The sequence below is a fragment of the Achromobacter sp. JD-1 genome (assembly GCF_038594925.1).
In the GTDB taxonomy this organism is placed as follows: Bacteria; Pseudomonadota; Gammaproteobacteria; order Burkholderiales; family Burkholderiaceae_B; genus Achromobacter; species Achromobacter spanius_C.
This window is the reverse complement of sequence record NZ_JBCGCS010000003.1, coordinates 14,039-39,686: the sequence shown is the minus strand read 5'-3', so window position 1 is coordinate 39,686 and position 25,648 is coordinate 14,039. Positions and strand designations below refer to the sequence as shown.

22 protein-coding genes are annotated in these 25,648 nt (G+C 60.2%); 6 read left to right on the top strand and 16 right to left on the bottom strand.

Features of this window, described 5'->3' with window-relative positions:
* On the bottom strand, positions 1-588 hold the full coding sequence (locus tag WBR68_RS05765; protein WP_050447332.1) for a cysteine dioxygenase family protein: 588 nt from the start codon (positions 586-588) through the stop codon (positions 1-3).
* A 116-nt stretch (positions 589-704) separates the two neighbouring features.
* On the opposite strand from WBR68_RS05765, the gene WBR68_RS05760 reads away from it, so the two are divergent.
* Entirely contained in the window at positions 705-1,598 is an 894-nt protein-coding gene (locus WBR68_RS05760) for a LysR substrate-binding domain-containing protein (protein WP_050447333.1), read from the top strand.
* On the opposite strand, the gene WBR68_RS05755 is transcribed toward WBR68_RS05760, so the two are convergent.
* The 8 genes from WBR68_RS05755 to WBR68_RS05720 all read right to left on the bottom strand — a co-directional run bounded on the left by WBR68_RS05755 (position 1,592) and on the right by WBR68_RS05720 (position 11,547).
* Complete coding sequence (locus tag WBR68_RS05755) at positions 1,592-2,596, bottom strand: asparaginase (protein WP_050447334.1); 1,005 nt, start codon at positions 2,594-2,596, stop codon at positions 1,592-1,594. The two genes, WBR68_RS05760 and WBR68_RS05755, sit on opposite strands and share 7 nt — an antisense overlap.
* Positions 2,589-3,512: a ParB/RepB/Spo0J family partition protein gene (locus WBR68_RS05750; RefSeq protein ID WP_050447335.1), complete on the bottom strand. Its 924-nt coding sequence runs from the start codon at positions 3,510-3,512 to the stop codon at positions 2,589-2,591. The genes WBR68_RS05755 and WBR68_RS05750 overlap by 8 nt, the downstream gene beginning before the upstream one ends.
* A gap of 44 nt (positions 3,513-3,556) precedes the next feature.
* Entirely contained in the window at positions 3,557-4,381 is an 825-nt protein-coding gene (locus tag WBR68_RS05745) for a GNAT family N-acetyltransferase (RefSeq protein WP_230693700.1), read from the bottom strand.
* Between the two features lie 9 nt (positions 4,382-4,390).
* On the bottom strand, positions 4,391-5,191 hold the full coding sequence (locus tag WBR68_RS05740; RefSeq protein WP_050447337.1) for a ParA family protein: 801 nt from the start codon (positions 5,189-5,191) through the stop codon (positions 4,391-4,393).
* Positions 5,188-5,913, bottom strand: coding sequence for a 16S rRNA (guanine(527)-N(7))-methyltransferase RsmG (gene rsmG, locus WBR68_RS05735; RefSeq protein WP_127186200.1), 726 nt, complete (start codon positions 5,911-5,913; stop codon positions 5,188-5,190). The genes WBR68_RS05740 and rsmG overlap by 4 nt, the downstream gene beginning before the upstream one ends.
* Positions 5,910-7,829 carry a tRNA uridine-5-carboxymethylaminomethyl(34) synthesis enzyme MnmG gene (gene mnmG / locus WBR68_RS05730; RefSeq protein ID WP_127186505.1) on the bottom strand — a complete coding sequence of 640 codons (1,920 nt, stop codon included), beginning with the start codon at positions 7,827-7,829 and terminating at the stop codon, positions 5,910-5,912. The genes rsmG and mnmG overlap by 4 nt, the downstream gene beginning before the upstream one ends.
* A gap of 2,242 nt (positions 7,830-10,071) precedes the next feature.
* The gene (locus WBR68_RS05725) at positions 10,072-10,278 is read right to left on the bottom strand and encodes a cold-shock protein (RefSeq protein WP_006216596.1); all 207 of its coding nucleotides are present in this window, start codon (positions 10,276-10,278) and stop codon (positions 10,072-10,074) included.
* 243 nt (positions 10,279-10,521) lie between these two features.
* Positions 10,522-11,547: an AbrB family transcriptional regulator gene (locus WBR68_RS05720; protein WP_230693795.1), complete on the bottom strand. Its 1,026-nt coding sequence runs from the start codon at positions 11,545-11,547 to the stop codon at positions 10,522-10,524.
* Positions 11,548-11,660: 113 nt separating this feature from the next.
* On the opposite strand from WBR68_RS05720, the gene WBR68_RS05715 reads away from it, so the two are divergent.
* Positions 11,661-12,827 (top strand): pyridoxal phosphate-dependent aminotransferase, encoded by a 1,167-nt coding sequence (locus WBR68_RS05715; RefSeq protein ID WP_127186201.1) that lies wholly within the window; start codon positions 11,661-11,663, stop codon positions 12,825-12,827.
* A 96-nt stretch (positions 12,828-12,923) separates the two neighbouring features.
* Here the strand turns inward: WBR68_RS05715 and WBR68_RS05710 are convergent, their stop codons facing one another.
* From WBR68_RS05710 to WBR68_RS05690, 5 genes are all read right to left on the bottom strand, one after another.
* Positions 12,924-14,450: a tripartite tricarboxylate transporter permease gene (locus tag WBR68_RS05710; RefSeq protein WP_050447342.1), complete on the bottom strand. Its 1,527-nt coding sequence runs from the start codon at positions 14,448-14,450 to the stop codon at positions 12,924-12,926.
* A complete protein-coding gene (locus tag WBR68_RS05705) occupies positions 14,447-14,884 on the bottom strand; it encodes a tripartite tricarboxylate transporter TctB family protein (protein ID WP_230693699.1) in 438 nt (145 codons plus the stop codon). The genes WBR68_RS05710 and WBR68_RS05705 overlap by 4 nt, the downstream gene beginning before the upstream one ends.
* A gap of 134 nt (positions 14,885-15,018) precedes the next feature.
* A complete protein-coding gene (locus WBR68_RS05700; RefSeq protein WP_050447345.1) occupies positions 15,019-16,017 on the bottom strand; it encodes a Bug family tripartite tricarboxylate transporter substrate binding protein in 999 nt (332 codons plus the stop codon).
* 116 nt (positions 16,018-16,133) lie between these two features.
* A complete protein-coding gene (locus tag WBR68_RS05695; RefSeq protein WP_230693793.1) occupies positions 16,134-17,510 on the bottom strand; it encodes a sensor histidine kinase in 1,377 nt (458 codons plus the stop codon).
* Positions 17,511-17,607: 97 nt separating this feature from the next.
* On the bottom strand, positions 17,608-18,285 hold the full coding sequence (locus WBR68_RS05690) for a response regulator (RefSeq protein ID WP_050447346.1): 678 nt from the start codon (positions 18,283-18,285) through the stop codon (positions 17,608-17,610).
* 489 nt (positions 18,286-18,774) lie between these two features.
* Here WBR68_RS05690 and WBR68_RS05685 point away from each other — a divergent pair, with 489 nt between their 5' ends.
* Positions 18,775-20,151 carry a ClcB-like voltage-gated chloride channel protein gene (locus WBR68_RS05685; RefSeq protein WP_230693698.1) on the top strand — a complete coding sequence of 459 codons (1,377 nt, stop codon included), beginning with the start codon at positions 18,775-18,777 and terminating at the stop codon, positions 20,149-20,151.
* Positions 20,152-20,171: 20 nt separating this feature from the next.
* Here the strand turns inward: WBR68_RS05685 and WBR68_RS05680 are convergent, their stop codons facing one another.
* Together WBR68_RS05680 and mnmE are read right to left on the bottom strand one after the other, a co-directional pair.
* Positions 20,172-20,630, bottom strand: a complete 459-nt coding sequence (locus WBR68_RS05680) for a GNAT family N-acetyltransferase (protein ID WP_230693697.1) — start codon at positions 20,628-20,630, stop codon at positions 20,172-20,174.
* A gap of 40 nt (positions 20,631-20,670) precedes the next feature.
* The gene (mnmE, locus tag WBR68_RS05675; protein WP_230693696.1) at positions 20,671-22,023 is read right to left on the bottom strand and encodes a tRNA uridine-5-carboxymethylaminomethyl(34) synthesis GTPase MnmE; all 1,353 of its coding nucleotides are present in this window, start codon (positions 22,021-22,023) and stop codon (positions 20,671-20,673) included.
* A gap of 115 nt (positions 22,024-22,138) precedes the next feature.
* Here mnmE and WBR68_RS05670 point away from each other — a divergent pair, with 115 nt between their 5' ends.
* The 3 genes from WBR68_RS05670 to WBR68_RS05660 are packed head-to-tail and all read left to right on the top strand — an operon-like array spanning position 22,139 to position 25,648.
* On the top strand, positions 22,139-23,725 hold the full coding sequence (locus tag WBR68_RS05670) for an ABC transporter substrate-binding protein (RefSeq protein WP_050447350.1): 1,587 nt from the start codon (positions 22,139-22,141) through the stop codon (positions 23,723-23,725).
* A 22-nt stretch (positions 23,726-23,747) separates the two neighbouring features.
* Positions 23,748-24,722, top strand: a complete 975-nt coding sequence (locus tag WBR68_RS05665; protein WP_050447351.1) for an ABC transporter permease — start codon at positions 23,748-23,750, stop codon at positions 24,720-24,722.
* Positions 24,719-25,648 (top strand): ABC transporter permease, encoded by a 930-nt coding sequence (locus WBR68_RS05660; RefSeq protein ID WP_050447352.1) that lies wholly within the window; start codon positions 24,719-24,721, stop codon positions 25,646-25,648. Before WBR68_RS05665 ends, WBR68_RS05660 begins: the two co-directional genes overlap by 4 nt.

Below are 25,648 nucleotides of genomic sequence, written 5' to 3'. Positions count from 1 at the left end.
TCAGCGGCGAGTCTTCACGCCGATCGGCATGATCTTGCAGGTGCCCGCTTCCAGGTCGAATCCCAGGCGTTCGTCCAGCGTTTCCAGCGCGCGGCCATACATGTGCAGATGGCGGATGACGCTGTCGCCCTGGATTTCAACGGCATGGATATCGTCGGGCATCAACGCGATGCCGGCGCCCGGTCCCACCACCACGGTGCCCGTCTTTTGCAACCGGCCCACGCCTGGCACGGAACCATCGTCCAGGCGGTCGTAGACATAGTTGTATTCCACACCCTCCACGGCGGCGATACAGGCCCAGGTGGTGTGGTTGTGCGGCACGATCTTGTTGCCGGGGCGCATGACGTTCAAGTAGAGCGCGTAGCTTTTGTCGTCGTCTTCAGCAATCAGGTAGCGGGCTTGGCGCTCGCCCTCTTCAGGCGGTGCGTAGCGGTCGCCCGTCCACCAATCTGTATGCGCGGCCAGGCCCACTAGTTCTTGCAGCACATCGTCGAGGCTGTCTCGGTTCAGCCCCTTATTTCCTACAGTTTTTTTAATATTTCCGATAGCGGCGTCGATACCAGCCTGATGAGGATGTGCGGTGCTCACGATGATTTTCCCTCTTGTTTCACGAGTTATTGGGTTTAATGTATCGCCGCGATGCCGTGCCAACAATTTAAATTGCCTTAACATTCCATTAGCATCGCTAATACTTTGGGCACATCATGCGCAATCTGGACCTGGACCTGCTTCGCACACTTACGGCTATTGCACGGCACGACACGTTCTCTGAAGCCGCCAACCGGCTGCACAAGACGCAATCGGCCATTACGCAACAGATGCAGCGGTTGGAAGCCAGTATTGGTTTGCCGCTGTTCGAAAAGCAGGGGCGCAACAAAGTGCTGTCGTCGCATGGGCGTCGGTTGGTGGAATACGCACGTCACATGCTGGCCATCAACGACGAGGCGCTGCGCGCCCTGCAGGACGGCCCGCTGGAGGGTGATTTGCGCTTGGGTGCGCCGTTGGACGTGGCCGACACCATCTTGCCGACATTGCTGACGCACATTGCGCGTTCAGCTCCCCGCGTGAAGCTTGAGATTCGCGTGGACCGCAGCCCTTTCCTGATGGACGCCCTGCGCGCTGGCGAGCTTGACCTGACGATATCCACGCGTTTCGATCAGGATTTCGAAGGGGTTGCGCTGCGCACCTCGCCCACCGTCTGGTTAGCGTCCGCCGACTACATGCATGACCCGCACGCGCCCGTGCCGCTGGTGCTGGCGGACGAGCCCAGCATCTTTCGCCGCCTGGCGTTGAACGCGCTGGAACAGGCACGCGTGCGCTGGCACACGAATTACGTGGCGCCGAATCTGGTGGGTATCAAGGCTGCGCTGCGCGCCGGCCTGGGGGTGACGGCGCGTAGTGTGGAACTGCTGGGGCCCGAGATGCGCGTGCTGGGCGACAAGGAAGGCTTGCCGCCCTTGCCGGACGTTACCTACTTCCTGTGGATAAGGCGCGATCTGATCAATCCGCTGACGCGCCAGGTCTACGACATGCTGCGCAGCAACCTGGGGTTGGCACAGCAGGGCGATGCGGCGGCCGAGCCGCCTGGCGCTCAGTAGCGGTCGAAAATGGCCTGAACAGCGGCCGTGTCGCGAGTTACGGAAAGGGCCAGCATCAACAGGATGCGAGCCTTCTGCGGGTTCAGGTCGCGCGCCGCGATAAAGTCCAGACGGCCATCATCCAGTTCGACGTCGCGCGCGACAAAGCCGCTGCCAGTGCGGCTGGAACGCACCACCGCCACGCCTTTAGCGGCGGCGCGGCTCAAGGCGTCGATGGCCAGGTCCGTTGCATTTCCGTCGCCCACGCCGGCCAATACGATGCCATCGGCCGAGTCGGTCAGGAAGTCGATCACGTCGGCCTGCAGGTTTGCGTGAGCGTAGACGATGTCCACGCGTGGCCACCCAGCCGCTTCCAATGATGCGAGTGAAAGCTCGCTTTGTGTGGTGTGAACCGTGGTGTTGCGGGAATAGAAGCATGGCGCGCCGCCATGCATCACCCCCGCTCTGCCGCGATTGGGCGACGCGAATGCGCACAAGCCGGCACTGGCGATCTTTTGAATCTCGCGCGCGTAGTGCACGTCTTCGTTCATCACGACAAGCGGGCCTCGGCCACGTGCGTCCGGATGGCGGGCCAACGCTACCGCGTTGTAAAGATTTGCGGGGCCTTCGGCGCCCAGCGCGGTTGCCGGCCGCATGGCCCCGACCAGCACCACGGGCTTGTCGTGCTGCACCACCAGGCTGAGAAAATAGGCGGTTTCTTCAAGCGTATCGGTGCCGTGCGTAATCACGATGCCGGCTACCGAAGCGTCCTGGCAAAGCGTGTCGACACGCGCCGCCAGCGTGCGCCAGACCTCATGCGTCATGTTCTGGCTGCCCACGTTGGCCACTTGTTCAGCGCGAATGTCGGCGATACGAGCCAACTGAGGCACGGCGGCCAACAGATCATTGACAGAGAACGACCCCGCCTTGTATCCCGCCGACGTGGCGTCTGCCTGAGCACCCGCAATCGTGCCGCCCGTGGCCAGAACCGCAATCACCGGCAATGCGCGCTCAGGCATCGACCACTCCGGACAGGCCTTGACGTTCAAGCAGTGAATTCAAGTGTTCCCAACCGTGAAAGTCGATGACGATCTGGCCCTTTTCCTTGGCGCCCACCTTCAGCGCGACTCGCGTGCCCAAATGATCGGACAGCGCCTCTTCCAAGCGCGTCAGATCGCGCGAAACCCCGTTGGCCTTCTTGCGCGGCGAACTGGCGGACTCCGCTTCCTTGGCGGTCTTGGCCACCAGTTTTTCCGCCTCGCGCACCGACAGGCGGCGCGCGATGATCTGGTTGGCCAACTGGATTTGCGTGGCCGCATCCACGGCCAGTAATGCACGCGCATGGCCCATGTCCACATCGCCGGCCAGCAGCATCGTCTGCACGGGCGCGGCCAGGTTCAGCAGACGCAGCAGGTTGCTGGTAGCCGAGCGCGACCGGCCGATTGCTTGCGCAGCCTGCTCGTGCGTCAGGCCGAATTCGTCCAGCAGGCGGCGCACGCCGTGCGCTTCTTCCAGCGGGTTCAGGTCTTCGCGCTGAATGTTTTCAATCAGCGCCATGACGGCCGCATTTTCGTCAGCCACTTCGCGCACCAGCACCGGTACTTCTTTGAGGCCGGCCAGTTGGGCCGCGCGGAAACGGCGTTCGCCCGCGATGATCTCGTAATGGCCCGGCGCGGTTTCGCCCAGTGCGCGCACAAGAATGGGTTGCATGATGCCTTGCGTGCGGATCGATTCGGCCAGCTCGCCCAAGGCGCCCTCGTCCATGCGCGTGCGCGGCTGATACTTGCCGGCGCGCATCTTCGAGAGAGGCAAGGTGGAAGGCGGACCCTCGGGCTTGGCCGCGACGGCCCGGCCGATGTTGTCGATCGCAGGCGCGTCCGCGCCCAGCAAGGCGTCCAGTCCGCGACCCAATCCCTTGGGTTTCTTGGTGGCCATAGTTAAATCCTCTTTCCTTCTGTTTTTGTATCCCGAGACCAGGCTCAGGCGTCCGGCTGCTCGGCGGGCAGTCGGTACCAATACGCGTAACAGTCTTTGAAACCGTAGCGGCCATACAAGGCCCGCGCGGCCGTATTTTCCGGCTCGACCTGCAAATATGCCGTCGTGGCGCCACCGGCGGCGCCCTCGCTCAAGAGCTGCTGCACCAGGGCGTCGGCATAACCTTTACGCCGTTGTCCAGGATCAGTGACGATGTCGAACAGGCCCAGCAGTTCATCGTCGCGGACAGCCAGACCCGCGGCGACACACTGCCCCGCTGCGTCAAAAACCAGCACCGGCTGCTTATCCACAGCCAGGCCTTGCAGACGCGCTTGATGCTCACCAATGTGTTCGGATGACGAACCGCGCATGAGGCCGACCGCCTGCGCGAAGCGATCGGTATCAACGTTCCTGAAAGACAAGCCGCCCCGGACGCTGGGCGTGGGGGCGAGCGACATGCTCATGACTCGGGTCTCACCGGTGAAGGTATAACCACGGGCCTCCAGCTCGGCATCCAGGGAAAAATCGGGGCCGATGGAGGTAATGCGCAGCACCATGGGCAAGCCATGGCGCGCGTACAACGAAGAACAATACGCCAGCCGCTCGTCCAGCGGACGTGTGGATAACCCCAGCACATTCACGCTGCGCGCGCGTTTGGCCGACGAACGCGCAAAGCGCACGAGCCAGCCATCATAGAGCACCTGTGCATTGACGGACGTCGCGTTCAGCGCCGCCTCTTCCAAGCGCACGCGCAGGCGGTCCCGCTCGTCGATGGACGGCGTGCAAAATGCCTGTGGCGCGGTTGGAGCAAGAAGCGTGGCTGCGGACATGAGCACGGCTTACTGGAAATCTTTCCTGACGCGCTCGATCATTTCAGCGCCAAACGAGATATAGGCTTGCGCGCCCCGTGACGCACGGTCATACACCACGCCCGGCATGCCGTAACTGGGTGCTTCAGCCAAGCGCACGTTGCGCGGCACGACGGTCTTGAAGACCTTGTCGCCGAAGTGCGCTTCCAGCTGCGCGGACACTTGCTGTTGCAAGGTCATGCGCGGATCGAACATCACGCGCAACAAGCCGATGACGCGCAGGTCGTCGTTGATGTTGCGATGCACGCGCTTGATGGTGTTGACCAGATCGGACAGGCCTTCCAGCGCGAAGTACTCACACTGCATCGGAATGATCACGCCATGGGCGGCAGCCAAGCCGTTGAGCGTCAGCAGGGACAGTGTCGGTGGGCAATCGATCAACACGAAATCGTATTGGCCGGAGACGGTGTCGATCGCCCTCTTCAACTGCCGCTCGCGTTCTTCCATTTGCACCAGGTCAATCTCGGCGCCGGAAAGCTCGCGGTTGGCAGGCAGAACGTCGTAGCCACCGGACTCCGACTTCACACGGGCCTGCTCGATGGTGGCTTCGCCAATCAGCACTTGGTACAGATTCGATTCCAATGCGTTCTTGTCGATACCGCTGCCCATCGTGGCATTGCCCTGGGGATCCAGGTCCACCAGCAACACGCGCTGATTGTGCGTGGCAAGGCCCGCCGCCAAATTGATGGCGGTGGTCGTCTTGCCCACACCGCCCTTTTGGTTGGCAATGCAGAAGACGCGGGCATTTGTGCTGGGGGGTAAATTCTTCATAGGGTTCCTTGACTGCGTCCTTCGCGGCGTTCTTCGCCGCGGCCTTCATTGCGGCGCATCCAGATCAGACAACGTTCTGCTTGCAACTCCGGCACGCAAAGCGGCTGAATATGGTCGACCTGCCATTCCCCGCGCGCATGCAACGCCTGAATTTCCTCTTCGGGGACCTTGCCCTTCATCGCGACGAGGGTACCATCGTTGCGCACGTGACGACCCGCGAGCTGCGCAAAATCGTCCAGGGAAGCGAAGGCCCGCGAGGTAACGATGTTGCACTCGGCTGGGTCCAGCGTTTCGATGCGGGCATGGCGCGCGTGCAGGTTTGGCAAGCTCAGCGCGCCGCTCATCTGACGCACGAATGCGGTTTTCTTTTCAACGGCATCGATGCAGGTCACCGCCCACGCGGGCTGCATGATCGCAAGCACCACACCAGGCAGACCGCCGCCAGACCCCACGTCGAAGATCTTGGCCGATGTGCTCGCGGCACCCAGCGCTTCATTGAATGGAGCAACCGCGGACAGGCTGTCGAACAGGTGTTGGATCAACATCTGTTGCGGGTCGCGAATCGCGGTGAGGTTATACGTGCGATTCCAGCGCTGCATCTGCGCCAGGTAGTTCAGCAGCTTGGCTTGGGCGGAAGCGTCGGCGTGCAGCCCCAATTGCTCGCATGCGCGCGAGAGGCGGCCGGCCATGTCCGCGCCGGCCAGATGGGTATCGGCGGTCATGCGGCTTGCTTGCGCGAGCCGTAGTGCAGGCGCTTCAGGTGGATAAGCAGCAACGAAATTGCGGCGGGCGTCACGCCCGAAATGCGCGCGGCTTGGCCGACGGTTTCCGGACGATGCGTCTTCAGCTTCTGACGCACTTCAAACGACAGGCTCGTCACGGCGTCGTAGTCGACATCGGCCGGGATGGGCTGCTGTTCATGCGAGATCTGCTTCTGAACTTCGTCTTGCTGGCGGGCGATGTACCCGGCGTACTTCACCTGGATCTCAACCTGTTCGGCCAGGATGTCGTCCTCGACGACGCCGGGCCCTGCCAACAGGGATCCGTCCACGTTGCGTGCGGCCATCAACGCTTCATAGGAAACATTCGGACGTTTCAGCAGATCAGCTAGTGAGTACTCACGTTCAATCGCCTTGCCCAGCAGGGGTTCGGCAATTTCCAACGGCATCACGCGTGGATTCACCCATGACGTCTTCAATCGCTCGACTTCGGCCGCAACGGCGTCGCGCTTACGGTTAAAGGCATTCCAACGCGCGTCGTCCACGATACCCAATTGGCGGCCGATCTCGGTCAGGCGCAAATCGGCATTATCTTCACGCAGGCTTAGCCGGTACTCGGCGCGCGACGTGAACATGCGATAGGGTTCGGTCACGCCGCGCGTAACCAGGTCGTCTACCAGCACGCCCAAATAAGCTTCGTCGCGGCGCGGTGTCCATTGGTCGCGGCCCAGCGATAGCAGGGCCGCATTCACGCCAGCCAACAAACCTTGGGCGGCAGCTTCTTCGTAACCCGTCGTGCCATTGATCTGACCAGCGAAGAAAAGTCCGCCGATTGCCTTGGTCTCAAGCGTGCTCTTCAATCCACGTGGATCAAAGTAGTCGTACTCGATGGCGTAGCCGGGGCGCATGATGTGCGCATTTTCCAGGCCACGCAGCGAATGAATCAGATCAAGCTGAACATCGAACGGCAGGCTGGTCGACACGCCGTTCGGATACACCTCATGCGTGTCCAGACCTTCCGGCTCCAGAAAGACCTGATGCGATTCCTTGTCTGCAAAGCGGTGGATCTTGTCTTCGATCGACGGGCAATAACGCGGGCCCACGCCTTCGATAACACCGCTGTACATTGGCGAGCGGTCCAGCCCGCCCCGAATGATGTCATGGGTGCGGGCGTTGGTATGGGTGATCCAGCAAGGGAGCTGCCGGGGGTGCATGGCCACATTGCCCATGTACGAAAACACGGGAACCGGGTCCAGGTCACCCGGCTGCTCTTCCAGAATGCTGTAGTTGATGGAGCGGCCATCAATGCGCGGAGGCGTGCCGGTTTTCAGACGCCCCTGGGGAAGCTTGAGTTCCTTCAGACGCTGGCCCAGCGAAATCGCAGGAGGATCACCCGCGCGGCCACCCGAATAGTTCTGCAGACCCACGTGAATCAGGCCATTCAAGAAGGTCCCCGCGGTCAGGACAACCGTCTTGGCTCGGAACTTCAAGCCAACCTGCGTGACGGCACCGACTACCCGGTCCCCTTCCACCATCAGATCTTCCACCGCCTGCTGGAACAGCCACAGGTTGGGCTGATTCTCCAAGCGCCCACGGATGGCTTGCCGGTACAGAACCCGGTCTGCCTGGGCACGGGTTGCACGCACAGCCGGCCCCTTGGAGCCGTTAAGAATGCGGAACTGAATACCCGCTTCGTCCGTAGCCAAAGCCATCGCGCCACCCAGGGCGTCGACTTCTTTGACCAGATGGCCCTTGCCGATCCCACCAATAGAGGGATTGCAAGACATTTGGCCTAGGGTTTCGATGTTGTGCGTCAACAGCAGCGTCTGGGCGCCAGCGCGCGCGGCAGCCAGTGCCGCTTCAGTGCCGGCGTGGCCGCCACCGACGACGATGACATCGAATTCGCGGGGATAGTCCATGATGAGGGGAAAGATAAGAAGGCGTTCGGTGCTCATTATAGAGGCAGGGATTGCATGTTTCACGTGAAACGTTTGCCGATAGAGAAGTGCGGGAGTCCACGCCGGATCAGCGTCGGGAAATCACAACGACATCCCTTCTAGACGGGGAAAATATGTCGGCATCTGCTGATTTCCGGCACAGGATGTTCCACGTGAAACACTATCAAGTGTGGCAAACCTGGATCTCTGGAACGCGTTCGCTGCTATGTTTCACGTGGAACATCTCTCAAGATTGGATGAAGACTCTGATGTTTCACGTGGAACAAAGTGGTATCCCGCTGTGCGCATGCCGAACCTTAAGCTTTCAATGTTTCACGTGGAACATCCTTGTGGAGCAAGTAGATTCCGCGCAGACCACCACGGGTTTGGCGTCTGTCTGGCGCTCCCATTTCTGTTCCACGTGAAACATCGCAACGATCTCGCCGCAATTTATTGGCGTGATAAAGAAAAAGCATGCGTGGCCTAACCGCTTATGCGTCCGAGCCAATCGACATGGCGAAAAAAAGATTGGCGGCCAGCAAGGTCAACTCAGAAAGAAAAAACAATTATTTTGACCCTACCCTACCCCTTACCCAAAAAAACTACTTTTTTTTTAGCTTCACGTGAAAAAAGTAGAGAAAAGAAAACGAGGAGAAGACTTCGGACACCTGACAAGCAACCCACCGCCCGCCGCGCGATTCTCCAAGAGTCGAAAAATATCAACGCCGCATTTGCCGCTGTCCCAGTAGACGCGTGCAAATTGCACTCATCTTGCTGCCGTGGAAAAGTAAGTCCGCAGCCACGCTCTTTATTCACAAGGCGCAGTGGATATCCTGGTGGGCCAAATTTTTTCCCGTCGTCCCGATGCAGCGGCGTAGGCAAAGCAAGATATCAACAGCTACGATAGCAAGCGCGTTTATGCCAGACCCGACCTTCACATGAATATGTTTGTCTGAATAACTTTGGGGATAACTTAAGAAGGGGGCAATTTGGAAAGCAAGCGCTGGCCCGCGCTAGCCACATCCCACGGTAAAACTCGACGATCAACAAGCCGAACGTGATTGCACCGGATGTCATAGGAGAAATCGCTTTGTCGTGCGCCAACACGCGGCTGATTCCACTTCAGCCTCCGCAGCGTTAAATCCAATGTGCACCACGATTTTTCACGTGGAAAACTTTGTGGATAAGCTGGGCATTCATTCCTAGCGCTTTTCCACCGCTCGCCCGATCAGGGAAGCTGGACATGCACGAGAGCACGAAAAGCCGGGAACTCTATAGTTATTGGTCAGTCAAATTGCGACAAAAATGCGGCTCGCGGCTTATTCACAGACTTATCCCGCAGCGCCCATCCTGATTCCTATTTCAGCCGCCAATCCGGGCGCGACTCTCTTTATCGCGCGTAGTGTCCACACTGCGGCAGGCCGCTGATCTTTGACATCACAAATATCTTGCCCGGCCAGAACCCGCCCCGCCATCCTCCATATGGACGAGAGTCCGGTTTCATGTGGCACTTGTGGAAAAGCAGCTTGCGTGATGGGGGCCCATCCGACGCAATGAACGCAACAGCCCGTTCAATGCGACAAGGCAGAAAAGATCCTCAACCATTTCCGCTGGCTCGTCGAAATTCCGCACCAAAGCCGCCCCCAAACGTTCCTATCCCCATTTCTATCCACAGGCAGTCGCAGCCTTTTTTTGCCACTTTGCGTCAAAATCTGTGCATAACCGGCATGGGGATATCTTTGTGAACAACCATGGCTAGATGCCGAAAAATCGGTCTGAAGAACTACCGCAAAGCGACCGATTCGCGTAGGAATCGCTACCCTGGGCATCATCAAAATAAAGTGCCAAAACCGCATTTTTACGGGCGAAACAGGGGGTTTTCGCGCTAAGCAAGCATGCGCGCACAGCGTGGGCAGACACCAAACAGCGCCACGTGCAATACCAAACGTGAAACTTGAAAATCTGTGCAAAACCTCCACCGCAGCAATGCCCGTGCTTCATTAATGAGCATCAAAATGGAGATGCTCAAAATAATTATCCACAAAGTTATCCAAGGGTAGAGAATATGTTAGTGAACACTAACTATTGCGCACGGCAGAGGCTTGCCGTCGTTCCCAAAGCGGGGTCAAACAGCCCGGGAATGAAACAACGCCCCAGATCCGAAGATCTTGGGGCGTTGTAGCCAGGTTTGGACCTGGCGGACGGGAAATGGGGATTCCCCGATTTAAAGCGGGCGAATTTCGGCCGCTTGAGGTCCTTTCGGACCATCCTTAACTTCGAATTCGACTTCCTGCCCTTCGTTCAGGCTGCGATAGCCGCGGCCCTGGATGGCGGAAAAGTGTGCGAAAACATCGGTTCCGCCAACATCGGGGGTAATGAAGCCATAACCCTTGTCGGCGTTGAACCACTTAACTTTGCCCTTCTGAGCCATTTTTTCTAGCGTCCTGTAATTAACTCGAAATGCAATGAATCAAGGACGCCGTGAGAACTGAACGATCGGTAGAAATACCTGCGTTGCTGCTGTGTTCCCGCTCGTCGCCAAGCAACAGAACGAGTCCGCGCGCTGCTTGAATCAACTGCGGAATCAGCATACTCATCCGGCATTGGCGCCTCATATTGTTGTTTACCCCAATGTCGCATTTTTCAGACTCGACCCAAGTACCGCCGTGCGGAATTAGCCTTGCCGACGCGCAAGAATGGCGTAAATCGGGCCTGTCACAATCACCACGAAAACCATGCGCGTGACATGAAAGGCGGTTACCACGGGCACCCCAAGTTGAAGCACTTTGGCGGTGATGGCCATCTCGGCAATGCCGCCTGGCGTAGTGCCCAAGATAAGCGTGGGTACCGGCGCCACCGACCAGCAGGCGAGCAGCGCACCCAAGCCAAACGCCAACCCCAAAGCGGTCAAGGTAAAGGCTGCTACCACCGCGATAAAACGCGGCGCCGCCCGAAAGAAGTCCGGGCGGTAGCGGTCGCCCAGGGACCAGCCGATAAGCAATTGACCCACCTTGGGCACATAGTCCGGCAAAGCCGACCATTCAATGCCCGATGAGGTCAGCAACATGGCTATCAGCATCGGCCCCAATACCCAGGGGTTCGGCAAACGCAGCTTCACGAAGGCCATGCCGCCAAGACAGGTCAGCGCCACCAATGCAGCCAGACCCGCGCCGTGGACCGCGGTGGGTCCAGGCACCGTGGGATCTAGCCCCGCCACGCCCCACCACTGGAAAATGAACGGTACGGTCACCACCACCAACAGCACCCGCACACTGTGCGCCGTGGCCACCCGGTCGATGCGCGCGCCATGGCGTTCCGCCAGATTGGCCATCTCGCTTGCCCCGCCGATGGCGGACGAAAACCAGGCGGTCTTGAGATCGGCATCCGTATAGCGGCGAAGCATAGCGGTCCCCATGAACGCCAGCGCCAACGCGAACAACATGCCGACGACGATAGGCCCCGCATTGCTGCCGATGTGCCCGATCACCTGCGGCGTGAAGTACAAGCCCAGCGACGTGCCTATCACCCACTGCCCGCCGTTGCGTGCCGGCCTGGGGCAGACCGTGCCCAGGCCGGCGATCCGCGTCGCGGCCGTGACGAGCAACGCGCCCAGCATCCACGGCAAAGGCAGATGCGCCCACACCGCCAACAGCGCACCAGCCAGCGCGATCACCAAGCCGCCCATCACCCTCAACCACATGTTCTGAACCACGATTCCATCCACCTGCGGCGCCAATGCGAAACCCGAATTATGAGTTAGTGGGATACTTACGAGAACTTTCTTCGCCCCTTGCGCATTCCTTCGCGTTCACCATGATCCGATCCAAACTTCCCGACGTTGGCACCACCATCTTCACCGTCATGAGCCGCTTGGCCATCGAACACAAGGCCATCAACCTGGGCCAGGGCTTTCCTGACTTCGATCCCGACCCCGCGCTGTGTGCGTTGGTGACCCAAGCCATGGCCAATGGCCACAACCAGTATCCGTACATGCCTGGCGTCGCGCCCTTGCGTGAAGCCATCGCGGCCAAGACGCGCGAGCTCTATGGCCACGCCTACGACCCGGAGACCGAGATCACGGTGACCAGCGGCGCCACCGAGGCGCTGATGGCAACGGTGCTGGCCGCGGTCAACAGCGGCGACGAAGTCGTCGTCATTGAACCCTGCTACGACTCCTACCTGCCGGCCATCCGGCTGGCGGGCGGCACAGCCGTGCCGGTGCCGCTGCGCGCGCCCACCGAGGCTGACCCTTACTACCGCATCGACTGGCAGCGCGTACGCGACGCCATCACGTCGAAGACGCGCCTGCTGATGCTGAACTTCCCGCACAACCCCACGGGCGCGGTGCTTGACGACAGCGACCTGGACGCGTTGGAAGCCATCGTGCGCGATACCGGCGTGCTGCTGGTGTCGGATGAGGTCTATGAGCACATCGTGTTTGATGGCAAGCCGCATGCCAGCGTGGCGCGTCGGCCGTTACTGGCCGAACACGCTTTCGTGATCTCGTCGTTCGGCAAGACTTATCACACCACCGGCTGGAAGATCGGCTACTGCTGCGCGCCGCGGCAGCTCAGTGCCGAGCTGCGCAAGGTACACCAGTTCATGGTGTTCACGGTGCCCTCGCCGATGCAGTTCGCCTTGGCCGAATTCATGCGTGATCCCAAGCCGTACCTGGACCTGCCAACCTTCTACCAGGCCAAGCGAGACCGTCTGTCGCAAGGCCTGGCAAACACGCGATTCCGTCCGCTACCGAGTCCGGGCACGTTCTTCCTGCTGGCTGATTACAGCCAGATTTCCAAGCAGAATGAAGCCGACTTTGCCCGCGACCTGACCGTGCGCCACGGCGTGACGGTGATCCCTGTTTCGGCCTTCTATCGCCAACCCGATGCCGCCGAATCCAACCACCATATCGTGCGCTTCTGCTTTGCAAAGAAGGATGCCACGCTTGATGCGGCGCTGGAAAGATTGGCGCAAGTCTGATCCTTCCAAAAAATACGAGTGATTACTCGTATTCAGAATAAAAGCATAGGGGCGCTTCGAAGCGCCCCTATGCTTTACATGCCGCTCAGACTATCTTTACGAGGCATCAGCCGCCACGTTCCTGGACCGCCGAATGCGACGCAACACTTGCGGCACCACCACCACCGCCAGCGCCGCCGCCCACAACGACAGGGACACAGGGCTGGAAAAAAGCACGACCACGTCGCCATCCGTGATGGACAGGGCACGCCGCAGGTTTTGTTCCATCATGTTGCCCAACACCACGCCCAGCACCAACGGCGCCATTGGCACCCCGAACTTGCGCAGGAAGTATCCCAACGCGCCGATACCGGCCACCAGCAATAGGTCAAACGTGCCCGAATTGATCGCGTACACGCCGATATAGCTGATGCAAAGAATGCCGGGAACCATCAGCCAGCCCGGCACCGACAGCACCTTCGAGAACAAGCGCACCAGCGGCACGTTCATGACGAACAGCAGCACGTTGGCGACGAACAGCGATGCGATCAAACCCCACACCAACTCTGGTTTGGTGTCGAACAGGACCGGTCCGGGCGTGATGTTGTAGAGGGTCAGCGCACCCATCATGACCGCCGTCGTGCCTGATCCCGGTACGCCCAGCGTCAACATCGGCACGAATGATCCGATGGCGGACGCTGTGGCGGCGGCTTCTGGCGCAACCAGACCCCGCATATCACCCTTGCCAAATTTGGCGTTCGGGTCTTTGGCTTCGATGATGCGTTTTTCTTGCGAGTAGGCAACGGCCGCGGCAACGCTGGCCCCCGCTCCGGGCAACACGCCCACGCCAAAGCCAACCAGCGCGCTGCGCACCACGCTCCACCACGTAAACGCCAACTCTTTCAGGTTGAACAGCTTGCGGCCACTGGGGGTGACTTCAACGCTGTGCCCACGAACTACCTTTTCCAACATCTCCAGCATTTCGCTGACCGCGAACAAGGCAATCACAATCACCACGAAATCAATCCCGTCAGCCAGATGCACCGATTCAAAGGTGTAGCGGTAAACCCCTGAATTCGCGTCCACGCCCACCACCGAAATCGACAAGCCGATCATCGCAGCCAATACCCCCTTGACGGGCTGCTTTCCCAGCAGGCTCGTCAAGCAGCAGAACGCGAAAATCATCAGGACGAAATACTCGGCCGGACCGAAAGCCAGCGCCCATTTCGCCAACAGCGGCGCCAGCAGGATGATGCCCACTACCGATACGATGGCGCCGAAAAACGCCGACCATGCCGACAACGACAACGCCACATTGGCCATACCCTGACGCGCCAACGGATACCCGTCCAGCGTCGTCATGATGGCACTGGCCTCGCCGGGCACGTTCAAGAGAATCGCCGTAATGCGGCCGCCGTATTCCGCACCTACATACACGGCCGCCAGGAGGATCAAGGCAGTTTCCGGCGGCAGGTTCATGGCAAAAGCGATGGGTATCAGCATCGCCACGCCGTTGACAGGACCCAGGCCGGGCAGCACGCCCACCATGGTGCCGATGAAGGATCCGATCATGGCCACCAGAATGTTGGTGAGCGAGAACGCGACCCCGAAACCGATTGAAAGATGATCAAGAATGCCGCTCATAGCAAGGTCTCCAGCAGGCCGCCGGGCAACACAACGTCCAGCACTTTGTCGAACAGCAAGAAAAACACCACGCTCATGACGACGCCGCCGATGACGCACTTGACCCAGCCGCCACCAAACAAACGGCCCACAAAAACCGTCATCAGGCTGGTGGCGATGATGAAGCCCAACCATTGGAACAAGAAGGCATAGCCCACCGTGAACGCCATCATCAACGCGATGCGTCCATTGGCTCCGGGCGGGTTGGCTTCCACGGTGTGGCCGCCCTTGTAGACCAGCCACAAGCCGCACAGGCCGATGATTGCGGCCACCAGCAAGGGAAAGGCGCGTGGGCCGACGGGTTCGTAGGCGAACGGGGCTTCAATGCCCCATCCCGCCGCTGTCATGAAGGCAGCCAGCGCCAGCGCGCCTATGCCCAGGATTCGATCATTCATGATCCACTTTTCCGTTGTATGGGAACGCGCGGGCGCAGCCGCCCCCGTCGCCACCTGCCAGGCCGGCGGCGCGGGGAACCCTTGCGGGGCGCGATAGAAAGGGAACGCCTTGCGGCGCGGCTTACTTCTTGGACTTACTTCTTGATTAGGCCGAATGAATCCGCGAGTTCGCCGTAGACCTTGACGCGCTCCTTCACGTACGCATCCAGCTCAGGGCCCGTCTTGTTGAACGGAAACAGACCCTGTTGCTGACGCAACTTTTCGAATTCGGGCGACGCCACGGTCTTGTTGAACGCATCGACCCAGAACTGGTAGTCCTTGTCGGACACCTTCGGCCCCACGTAGAAGCCGCGGATGATGGGCCAGACGATGTCATAGCCCTGCTCTTTGGCTGTCGGGACGGTATTCAGCTTGCCCGGCAGGCGCTGGTCGTTGAACACGGCCAGCACGCGGATGGGCGCGCCGCCTTCCAGCATCGTGAACGCTTCGGCCGCATCACCCATGTAGGCCTGGATATGGCCGCCGCGCAACGCGGTAACCGCTTCGCCCCCGCCTTCGAAGGCGACGAAACGCATTTTCTTGAAGTCCACGCCGGCCGCCTTCGCGGTCAACGCGGCCTTCATCCAGTCCTGGCTGCCCACCGTGCCACCGGCGCCCAGCACGATCTTGGTGGGATCCTGCTTGAAGGCCTCCATCAGGCTCTTCAGGTCGGTATAGGGCGAGTCGTTGCGGACGACGGCGACGCCGTAGTCGGTGCCGATGCCGGCCAGCCAGCGCACGTCGTTGACGTTGTACTTGCCGAATTTGCCCTGGGCCAGGTTCAGCAGGGAACCGCCGGAGAACGCGACGATGGTGCCGGGTTCGTTGGGGTGCTGCGCCACGATGTTGTTGTAGGCCACCGCGCCGATGCCGCCCGGCATGTAGACGATACGCATCGAACTCTTGAGCGCGCCGCTTTGCTTCAGGCCCTCGGTTGCCAAACGGCAGGTCAGGTCGAAACCGCCGCCGGGTTGGGCCGGCGCGATGCATTCCGGGCGGCGAGGCTCATCAGCGGCCTGGGCCACGCCCAGGGACAAGGTCATCGCGCCAAGCGCCGCCAAGGCGGCCAGGCGCAGCTTCAGGCTGGTCTGCATTCTTGCGTCTCCGAGATTTATAGGTCTAGGTATGGCTGGTTGGCCGAGCCGGCGATGTCACGCCTGCACGAACCCAGCGGACCCTACCGTACAAAATCGAAGCTTTCCAAACCCTTTCAAATCGCGCCCATTTCGTGACGCGGCGCAGCATTCACCGTGGGTTCCAGGGAAAACACCAAGGTCGCGCGCAATCCGGGTAAAGGCGCGCGGTTATCCAGCACCAGCTTGGCGCCAAGGATTTCGGCAATGGTGCCCACAATGGCCAGGCCCAGCCCCGCCCCTGACGTGTTCTTGCCCGCCGCGCCCCGGCGAAAGCGTACACAGGCACGAGCGATGTCCTCGGCCGACATGCCAGGGCCGTCATCCTCTACCACCAGCCTTGCCTCGCTTCCCTTGGCCTGTACGGTCACGGTGACCTCTCCGGTCGGCGACGCGTAACGGATCGCGTTGTCGACCAGGTTAGTGACCGCTTCGCGCAGCAACCATTCTGTGCCGTTGACCGGCAAGGGGCGCTGCGCGGCCTCCAGGCCTATGTCCAATTGTCGGGCCCGCGCCGCTGGCAGCAGGTTGCGAATCACGGAGTCGGCAAGTTCGACCAGATCGACGGATTCCACGGTGAATCCGCTTTCGCCCAGAGAAGCGTCCTTAGCGCGCGCCAGGGCGAGCATTTGGTTGGTGGTGCGTACGGCCCTGTCCAGGCCCTCCTGCATCGCCAGAAGGGCTGTACGGACCTCCTGGGGGTCTGTTTCGCGCAAGGCATAGGCCGTTTGGGTTCGCAAAACGGACAAGGGCGTGCGTAATTGATGGGACGCGTCGTCCAGGAACTGGCTCTGTACCCTCGCCTGGGCCGCAAAACGGGCCATGTGGAGGTTTACAGCGGCAACCAAGGGCAGGACCTCACCTGGCATCTCGGAATCGCTGACGGGGCTTAAATCGTCTCCAGAACGCCCTTCCACCTCTTGCCTGAGCCGGGCAAGCGGACGTAGCGCCATGAATACCCCCAGGATGATGACCAGAACGCTGATGAGGATCACCGCCAGGTCACGCTCCACCGACCGCAGCAGTACCTGGTGCAGGAACGCCTGACGGCCTTCCAGCCCCTCCGCAACCTGCACGATTACCCGTCCCCCTTTATTCGCGTAGAGCGGCGGGTCCATGGGGCGGGCCAGCGCGGCAACCCGCACGGGGGTGCCCTGGTAAGTCGCATAGAAAAAACGCGGTTCGCCCGATTTCAGTGGTTGATCCGGCATCGGCAGGTCCGGATGTCCTATTTCGGCCAGCCCATCCTCGGTTGCCACCCGGTAGAACACGTTTCCATTGGCCGTCAGCTCAAAAAATTCCAGCATCAGGTAGGGCTGTTCCATGGCTAATCCACCGCTGGCTGTGGATATGTTGTGGTCGATTGCGCGCAATGCTCCAGAAAGCGAACGGTCGTACGCAATGTCGACCTGGTTACGCAGTTGGTGGTTTGACAGCCACAACGCACCCATCATCACCAAGACCAAGGTCGGAATCAGCCACCAGAGCAGCTGCGTCTTGAGCGTGCGATTGCGTTTTTTTGGCGCGAAAAATCCGTTTTTTTTCGGACTTCTAGTTGTCAACACGGTTCTCCAGGCAGTAGCCCATACCGCGCATGGTCACGATCTGCACACCGGTATCCGCCAATTTTTTGCGCAGACGATGCACCAGAACCTCGATGGCTTCCAGGTTGATGTCGGCATCGTCCGACACGATGCGATCAAGAATCTGCTGCTTGTTGATCGGTTCGCCGCTTTTCTGGATCAACACCCGCAGTACCGCGTGTTCACGTGGGGATAACTGCAAAGTCTGTCCAGAGACCGTGAATTTTTGAGCTGACGTCTCAAAAACCAGGTTACCCAGTGCCAAACGTGGATGTTCGCGACCTCGGCTGCGCCGAATCAGTGCGATCAAACGCGCTTCCAACTCTTCCACAACAAACGGTTTCGGCAGGAAATCGTCTGCACCGAGGTGCAGTGTGCCGATTTTTTCGGCCAATGAATCGCGCGCGGTCAAGACCAACACCGGCGTACGGTCGTCTCGCGCGCGAATTTTTGCCAGCAAAGCATGGCCATCCATGCCGGGAAGTCCCAGATCCAGGATGACCGCGTCGAATTCTTCGATTGCCAACCTTCTTTCGGCGACCAATCCGTCGTCAGCCCACTCAACGACAAAGCCAGCATGCCTGGCCAGGCTTCGGGAAAGCCAACGGGCAAGTTCGGCTTCGTCTTCTATCAGGAGGATGCGCATGGACGGAGTCCGGGGGGGAGTGGCTGGGCGAAATGGGAAAGCATGTTTGGCTTTTCCTTTATTTCTCTTTATATAAAGACTAATGATTAATAAGGCCTGTGGATAACTACCTTAACCTTGAAAACCTCATTTTTTTCATCAGCTTGCAGCCGCTTTTGCCTGTGCAAGAACTCTGTGTGGGAAAAAAGTTGAAGTTGGACAACATTTCGGACACCCCTCAAAACCCCAGCTTGTTCAACTTGCCTCCACACAATGTGCACAACCTGGCTACTTAGGAGTTATCCACAGGGTCGGCCATGGGAAATGGGGTGGAAAGCGGCACTTTTACCCCGAATAAGAGCCCTTTGCCTACCCGGTTTTTCGCCCTTGCAGAGGGCCAAAAACGCCTGCAGGCGCGTCTGCGGAAATGAGGATTCGAGGGGGTACAGCGCCCCGTTCTTGACGGTTTGCTGAACAAAAAGTGAGCAGTTTCAGCCGTAGAATCCCGCCATGGCTATCGAGATAAAAAACAGGAAATGGCGTTGGCTGAACGGTCTGCGAGACCGCTTTATTGCCGACAACTTGCCCGCCACCTTGTTCGCGGCGGCGTTGATGGGACTGTTCGGTGCACTGGCCACGGTGGTGTTTCGCGAGTTATTGGGATGGGCGCAGATGGTGCTGGGCGGCGAAGATGCGCCGCATGGCATGGTGTCGCTGGCCCGGGGCCTGGACCCTTGGCAACGGTTTTTGACTCCTGCCATTGGAGGCGCAATTGCCGGGGTCATCTTGCAGATGGCTGCCCGCTGGCTCCCCAAACGTGGCGCTGCCGACTATATGGAAGCCATTTCCATCGGCCGCGGTGTCATCGGTTTGCGCCAGACTCTGGCCCGCAGCCTGTCGTCCATTTTTTCCATCGGATCCGGCGCTTCCATCGGCCGTGAAGGCCCGATGGTGCAGTTGGCCGCCATGTTTTCGTCGCTGACCGGGCGGTTTCTGCTGTTGCCGCCGCGTCATTTGCGGCTATTGGTCGCTTGTGGGGCGACTGCGGGCATCACGTCCGCCTACAACGCGCCGATTGCGGGCGCGTTGTTCATCTCTGAAATAGTCTTCGGCGTGATTTCGTCCGCCACGCTGGTGCCGCTGGTGGTGTCGTCGGTGGTGGCCAATATCGTCACGCGCCAAATCCTGCACTACGACGCGGTGTTCCATATGCCGCACTTTGAATTCGTGTCCGGCTGGGAGGTGATCAATTACCTGGGGCTGGGCGTAGTCGCGGGCTTGGTGGCGCCCCAATTCCTTCGCCTGCTGGACAGCGCGCGTGCCACTTTCTCGCGCCTGCCCTTTCCGCTATGGATGCGAATGGCGCTGGGCGGATTGATCGTGGGGGCGCTATCGGTCATCAACCCCGAGGTATGGGGTAACGGCTACAGCGTGGTCAACAGCATGCTGCACACGCAATGGGCGTGGCAGGCAGTGGCGGCCATCTTGCTGATGAAGATCCTCGCTACCGCCGCCAGCGCGGGGTCGGGTGCCGTTGGTGGCGTCTTCACGCCAACGTTGTTCGTGGGGGCGGCGCTGGGAGCCTTGTACGGAACCGGCTTGCAAGCCTTGATTCCGGCTGGTGGCCTGTCGCCGGTTTCCAGTTATGCCGTCGTAGGCATGGGCGCATTGCTGGCCGCCACGACGCATGCGCCGCTGATGTCTATCTTGATGATTTTTGAGATGACCTTGAGCTATGAAGTCATGCTGCCGTTAATGCTGGCTTGCATCACCGGCTACGTGATTGCGCACCGAATACGGCCGGAATCGGTGTATGCGAAGTCGCTTGCAAACAACCGCCGCGCGCAAAAAATCGTGGCGAAAACATCGCCGGACAAAGGCGAGTAAATGCTCATATTTGTTGATCGCTACATTGAAGGCAAGCTCTTGCGCATGAATACGCGACGCAACCCAAGCTCTTCGGCGCGGTGCGTTTCAACATAGCCATAGCGAAGGTAAATTGCTATGTTCTCCGTCATTTTTTCCTGCGTATAAAGACGGATATTTGCTAGTCCCGCTTCGCGCGCGCAGGTTTCCGCGTAGTGCATGAGGACGCGGCCAACCCCTTTTCCTTGCGCGGCCGGAGACACGGCAATGTTGTCCAACAGCAGGCAATCCGGTTCGGGAATCAAGACCAGCACCGCCTGGATGACGTCGGCCTTTTCCAGCACGTGGACCACCCCTTCGGCGACACGCTTCGCGTAGTCGTCACGCATCGGACCCGGGACGGTCCCGATGCGCGCGATGTAGGGGGTGTAGGCGTCGGCAACGATTCGTTCAATGACGGGGATGTCGTTTGGGGTGGCAAGCCGGATCACGAAGGGCATGGGCGTACTCGCCAATAACGTTTAGCCGTAGAAAAGAAAACTACTTCCCAATACAGAAACTGGAAAAAATCTCGCCCAGCAGATCGTCGCTAGTGAACTTGCCGGTGATGCTCGACAGGCTGTCATGCGCCAGGCGCAGTTCTTCTGCAAACAGATCCAGCACCCGGTCGTCCTGACCCGCGTGTTCGCCCGCCAATTCCAGATGCTCGGCCGCTTGCCGCAGGGCGTGCAAATGGCGTTCACGCGCCAGCCAGGGGGATTCGGCGCCGGGGTTCCAGCCTGCGATGTTCAGGAGTTCGGCGCGCAGCGCATCCAGGCCCGCGCCGCGCTTGGCGGAAATGCCCAATTCGCCAGCGCCCGCCACGAAGCCTGTGGATAACAGATCCACTTTGTTGAAAACTTTCAGCACCGGTGTACGCGGCGGTAGACGCGCGGTGATCTGTGCATCCAGCTCGTCGCCGGGTTGGGTGGCGTCTTGCAGATGCAAAATAACATCAGCGCGCTCGATTTCCTGCCAGGTTCGGGCGATGCCGATGCTCTCTACGGTGTCTTCCGTTTCACGCAGGCCGGCCGTGTCCACAATGTGCAAGGGCACGCCGTCTATATGGATTTCCTGCACCACTTTGTCGCGCGTCGTGCCCGCAATCGGGGTGACGATGGCGATGTCGTCGCCCGCCAGCGCGTTCAGCAAGCTGGATTTGCCCACGTTCGGTTGGCCGGCCAGCACCACGTGCAAACCCTCACGCAGGATGACCCCCTGGCGGGCTTGCGCGATCAGCCTGGAGAGGTCCGCGGTCAGCGCCTCCAGCGTCGGGCGAGCCTGGTACTTTTCAAGAAAATCGATTTCCTCTTCCGGAAAATCCAGCGTTGCCTCGACCAGCATGCGCAGGTGGATGATGCGGTCGGACAGCTCGTTCACGCGCGCCGAGAATTCGCCCGATAGCGAAGCCATGGCGCCGCGCGCAGCGGCTACCGACGACGCGTCTATCAGGTCCGCCACGGCTTCGGCCTGGGCCAGATCCATGCGGTCGTTAAGAAAGGCGCGGCGGGTGAATTCGCCCGGTTCGGCCAGGCGCACGCCCAAATCGCGGCCGGCGGCCAGGCAGCTTTCCAAGACGCGGCGCAACACGGCGGGGCCGCCGTGGCCTTGCAGTTCCAGCACGTCTTCACCGGTATAGGAATGCGGCGCGCGGAAGTAGATTGCGATGCCTTCATCCAGCAGTTCGCCGTCCACGGATTTGAACGGAAGATAGTGCGCGTGGCGCGGGGTCAGTTCGCGCTGGAACAGGCGGCGCACCAACTCGGACAGGTCCGCACCAGAAACGCGCACGACGCCGATGCCGCCTCTTCCGGGGGCGGTGGCAATGGCGGCAATGGGGGCGTAAGCGGACATATCTGAAGGGGACGGAAGCGAGAACAATAGGGGAATATAACTGTTGCGCAGCCCCTTGTTTGCTGGTTAATGTGGCCCCGAGGTTCAAAACCCGAATCAACTCAGGGAGATCACGATGGCATCTCGGTTTTCGCGTGTCTTGGCCTGCGGCTCCGCCGCGGTGATGCTGGCCTTTGGCACATTCAGTTCCGCAATGGCTCGCGATCTGGTGATCGCCCTGAAGACCGAGCCCTCGTCGATGGATCCGCAGTATCACGCGCTGACGCCGAACACGCAGATCTCCCAAACCATTTTCGATACGCTGGTGGCTACCGACGCCCAGTTGAAGCCGAAGGCCGCACTGGCGGAATCCTGGACGGTGGACGGCAAGGTCTGGACCTTCAAGCTACGCCCCAACGTGAAGTTCTCGGATGGCACGCCGTTCACCGCCGAAGACGTGGTGTTCACGTATGACCGCGTGCCCAAGGTACCCAACAGCCCGTCTCCCTTCACGCTGTACCTGGGTTCGGTCGAGAAGACTGAAGCGGTCGACCCGATGACCGTGCGCATCACTACCAAGCAGGCTGCGCCGAATTTGCTGGTGAACCTGGCGCAATTACCTATCTTGTCGAAAAAGGCCGCATCCGGTCCAGCGCCGGAAGGCAAGACGACAACCGAATTGAACAGCGGCGATGGCTTGATTGGCACGGGTCCGTACAAGTTCGTGTCGTGGAAACGCGGCGCCGAATTCGTGTTGGCGCGCAATGAAAACTACTGGGGCAAAAAGCCTGAGTGGGACCGTGTGGTGTACCGCCCGATCAGCAACGCCGCCGCACGCGTGGCCGCATTGCTGGCCGGTGATGTCGACATGATCGAAGATCCCCCCACCGACGACCTGCCCAAGCTGAAGAGCGACAAAAAGCTCTTCGTGGAAGAAACGCCGTCCGTGCGTGTGGTGTATGTAGCGCTGGATCAGTACGCCGAGCCGTCGCCCGGCATCAAGGGCACCGACAAGAACCCGATGAAGGACAAGCGCGTGCGCGAAGCCTTGTCGCTCGCCATCAATCGCCAAGCGCTGGTTGAGCGGGTGATGGGCGGCGTGGCCCTGCCCGCCGGCAACATGCTGCCCTACCCCATGTTCGGCTCCAGCAAGGAACATTCCAAAGCGCCCAAGGCCGATGTGGAAAAGGCGAAGGCCTTGCTGAAGGAAGCTGGCTATCCCGACGGTTTCTCGATCACGCTGGGTTCGCCGTCGGGCCGCTACGTGAATGATTCAAAGGTGGCGCAAGCGATCGCATCGATGTGGACGCGCATCGGCGTGAAGACCAGTGTGGACGCGATGGCGCCCCCGGTGTTCTTCAAGAACCGTGACAGCTATGCGTTCTCGGCGTATCTGGCGGGCTGGTCGGTCACCAGCGGCGAAATGTCCAACGCGTTGACTTCACTGCTGGTGACGCGCAATCCGGAAGCCGGCCTGGGCACCACCAATCGCAGCCGCTATTCCAACCCGAAGATGGACGAACTGGTGAAGGAAGCATCGTCCACCATGGACGAGGCCAAGCGCGCCGAGTTGCTGTCCAAGGCCAGCAACATGGCAATGGACGACTACGCCATGCTGCCGATTCACTTCGAATTGTCGGTCTGGGCGATGAAGAACGACATCCGCTACCAGGGCCGTCCTGACCAGGTCACGCTTGCGCAGTTTGCAACCTTGAAGAAGTAACGCGCAACGCGGGCGGTTTCCAGTGCTGGCAACAATCGTAAGAAGGCTGCTGCAAACCATCGTCGTCATGCTTGTCATGTCGGCGTTGGTTTTTGCAGGCATATACATGGTGGGCGATCCAGTCTCGATGCTGGCCAGCCCGGAAGCCACCGAGGCGCAGCGCGCGGCCATCAGCGCGTCGCTGGGTTTGGACCTGCCGCTGTGGCGGCAGTACCTGATCTTCATGAGCCAGGCAGTGCAAGGCGATTTCGGCAACAGCTTCCTGACGGGCGAGCCGGCCATGCACCTGATCCTGGAGCGCATGCCGGCCACCGTCGAACTGGCCTGTGTGGCCATGCTGATGTCGGTGCTGATCGGCGTGCCGCTGGGCATCCTGGCGGGCTTGAAGCCGCAGGCGCCGGGTTCGCGCGCCATCATGACCGGCTCCGTGCTGGGTTTCTCATTACCCAACTTCTGGGTCGGCCTGATGCTGATCATGGTGTTTGCCGTGATGCTGGGCTGGGTGCCGGCGGGGGGGCGCGGCAAGACGGTCAGCATCGGTTCGCTTGAGCTGAGCGTGCTGACGCTTAGCGGCTGGATGAGCCTGGCCTTGCCCGCCGCCACGATCGCCATCGCCAAGTGCGCGATGATCATCCGCGTGACGCGGGCGGCCACGCGTGAAGCGCTGCCCATGGACTACATCAAGTTCGCGCGCGCCAAGGGCCTGTCGGAAAAACGCGTGTTGGGCGTGCATCTGTTGAAGAACATCCTGATTCCGGTCGTGACGGTGGCGGGTCTTGAATTTGGCCAGGTGATGGCGTTCGCCGTCGTCACCGAAACTGTGTTTTCGTGGCCGGGCATGGGCAAGCTGCTGATCGATTCCATCATCAATCTGGATCGTCCGGTGGTGGTGGCCTATCTGCTTTTGATCGTGTTCTTCCTGGTCATGTTGAATCTGGTGGTGGACATCATCTACACGGTGCTGGACCCCCGCGTACGTCTGGATAGCCGCCGATGAACACCAACGTCAATGTCCCCGCCTCTGCCGCGCCGGCCGCCGCGCGCAAGGAAGAAACGCCTTGGCGCCGCTTCGTGAAGGATTTCTTCGCCAGCAAGCTGGCCACCCTGGGCCTGGTGATGCTGGTGGTGATTGTGGGCGCCGCCGTGTTGGCGCCCTGGATTGCGCCGCAAAATCCTTACGACCTGGCGGTGCTGGACATCATGGATTCCAAGCTGAAACCGGGCAGCGAAAGCAGCGACGGTTCCATGCACCACTGGCTGGGTACCGACGGGCAGGCGCGCGACCTGTTGTCGGCCATTCTCTATGGCATGCGCACCAGTTTGATGGTGGCTACCGTGTCGGTGCTGGCGGCCTTTGGCATCGGCGCCACCGTTGGCCTGATCGCGGCTTATTTTGGCGGCCGGATCGACGCGCTGCTGATGCGGATTGTGGATATCCAGTTGTCGTTTCCCGCCATCCTCGTTGCGCTGATGCTCTTGGCGATTTTGGGCAAGGGTGTGGATAAGGTGATCATCGCGCTGATCGTCGTGCAATGGGCGTATTTCGCCCGGGCCGCGCGCGGCGCCGCGCTGGTGGAGCGTGGCAAGGAATACGTTGAAGCCGCGCGCTGTATGTCCTTGTCCTGGGGGCGCGTGCTGTTTCGTCATGTGCTGCCCAACTGTATGCCGCCGCTTATCGTGATCGCCACCATTGACCTGGCGCACGCCATCGCCTTGGAAGCCACGCTGTCGTTCCTGGGCGTGGGGGTACCGGTGACCGAGCCGTCGTTGGGCATGCTGATCTACAACGGCTTCGAATACCTGTTGTCGGGCCAGTACTGGATATCGTTCTTTCCCGGCATTGCGCTGGCGCTGGCCATCATCGCCATCAACCTGGTGGGCGACCACCTGCGCGATGTGCTCAACCCGCGTCACGCGAATTAG

Coding starts and splice junctions, on each gene's coding strand:
- WBR68_RS05685 (WP_230693698.1), top strand. CDS start 18,775: ATGGCTATCGAGATAAAAAACAGGAAATGGCGTTGGCTGAACGGTCTG.
- mnmG (WP_127186505.1), bottom strand. CDS start 7,829: ATGGACTATCCCCGCGAATTCGATGTCATCGTCGTCGGTGGCGGCCAC.
- WBR68_RS05715 (WP_127186201.1), top strand. CDS start 11,661: ATGATCCGATCCAAACTTCCCGACGTTGGCACCACCATCTTCACCGTC.
- rsmG (WP_127186200.1), bottom strand. CDS start 5,913: ATGACCGCCGATACCCATCTGGCCGGCGCGGACATGGCCGGCCGCCTC.
- WBR68_RS05695 (WP_230693793.1), bottom strand. CDS start 17,510: ATGATGGGTGCGTTGTGGCTGTCAAACCACCAACTGCGTAACCAGGTC.
- WBR68_RS05755 (WP_050447334.1), bottom strand. CDS start 2,596: ATGCCTGAGCGCGCATTGCCGGTGATTGCGGTTCTGGCCACGGGCGGC.
- WBR68_RS05690 (WP_050447346.1), bottom strand. CDS start 18,285: ATGCGCATCCTCCTGATAGAAGACGAAGCCGAACTTGCCCGTTGGCTT.
- WBR68_RS05720 (WP_230693795.1), bottom strand. CDS start 11,547: ATGTGGTTGAGGGTGATGGGCGGCTTGGTGATCGCGCTGGCTGGTGCG.
- WBR68_RS05705 (WP_230693699.1), bottom strand. CDS start 14,884: ATGAATGATCGAATCCTGGGCATAGGCGCGCTGGCGCTGGCTGCCTTC.
- WBR68_RS05670 (WP_050447350.1), top strand. CDS start 22,139: ATGGCATCTCGGTTTTCGCGTGTCTTGGCCTGCGGCTCCGCCGCGGTG.
- WBR68_RS05710 (WP_050447342.1), bottom strand. CDS start 14,450: ATGAGCGGCATTCTTGATCATCTTTCAATCGGTTTCGGGGTCGCGTTC.
- WBR68_RS05660 (WP_050447352.1), top strand. CDS start 24,719: ATGAACACCAACGTCAATGTCCCCGCCTCTGCCGCGCCGGCCGCCGCG.
- WBR68_RS05745 (WP_230693700.1), bottom strand. CDS start 4,381: ATGTCCGCAGCCACGCTTCTTGCTCCAACCGCGCCACAGGCATTTTGC.
- WBR68_RS05760 (WP_050447333.1), top strand. CDS start 705: ATGCGCAATCTGGACCTGGACCTGCTTCGCACACTTACGGCTATTGCA.
- WBR68_RS05750 (WP_050447335.1), bottom strand. CDS start 3,512: ATGGCCACCAAGAAACCCAAGGGATTGGGTCGCGGACTGGACGCCTTG.
- mnmE (WP_230693696.1), bottom strand. CDS start 22,023: ATGTCCGCTTACGCCCCCATTGCCGCCATTGCCACCGCCCCCGGAAGA.
- WBR68_RS05700 (WP_050447345.1), bottom strand. CDS start 16,017: ATGCAGACCAGCCTGAAGCTGCGCCTGGCCGCCTTGGCGGCGCTTGGC.
- WBR68_RS05680 (WP_230693697.1), bottom strand. CDS start 20,630: ATGCCCTTCGTGATCCGGCTTGCCACCCCAAACGACATCCCCGTCATT.
- WBR68_RS05725 (WP_006216596.1), bottom strand. CDS start 10,278: ATGGCTCAGAAGGGCAAAGTTAAGTGGTTCAACGCCGACAAGGGTTAT.
- WBR68_RS05740 (WP_050447337.1), bottom strand. CDS start 5,191: ATGAAGAATTTACCCCCCAGCACAAATGCCCGCGTCTTCTGCATTGCC.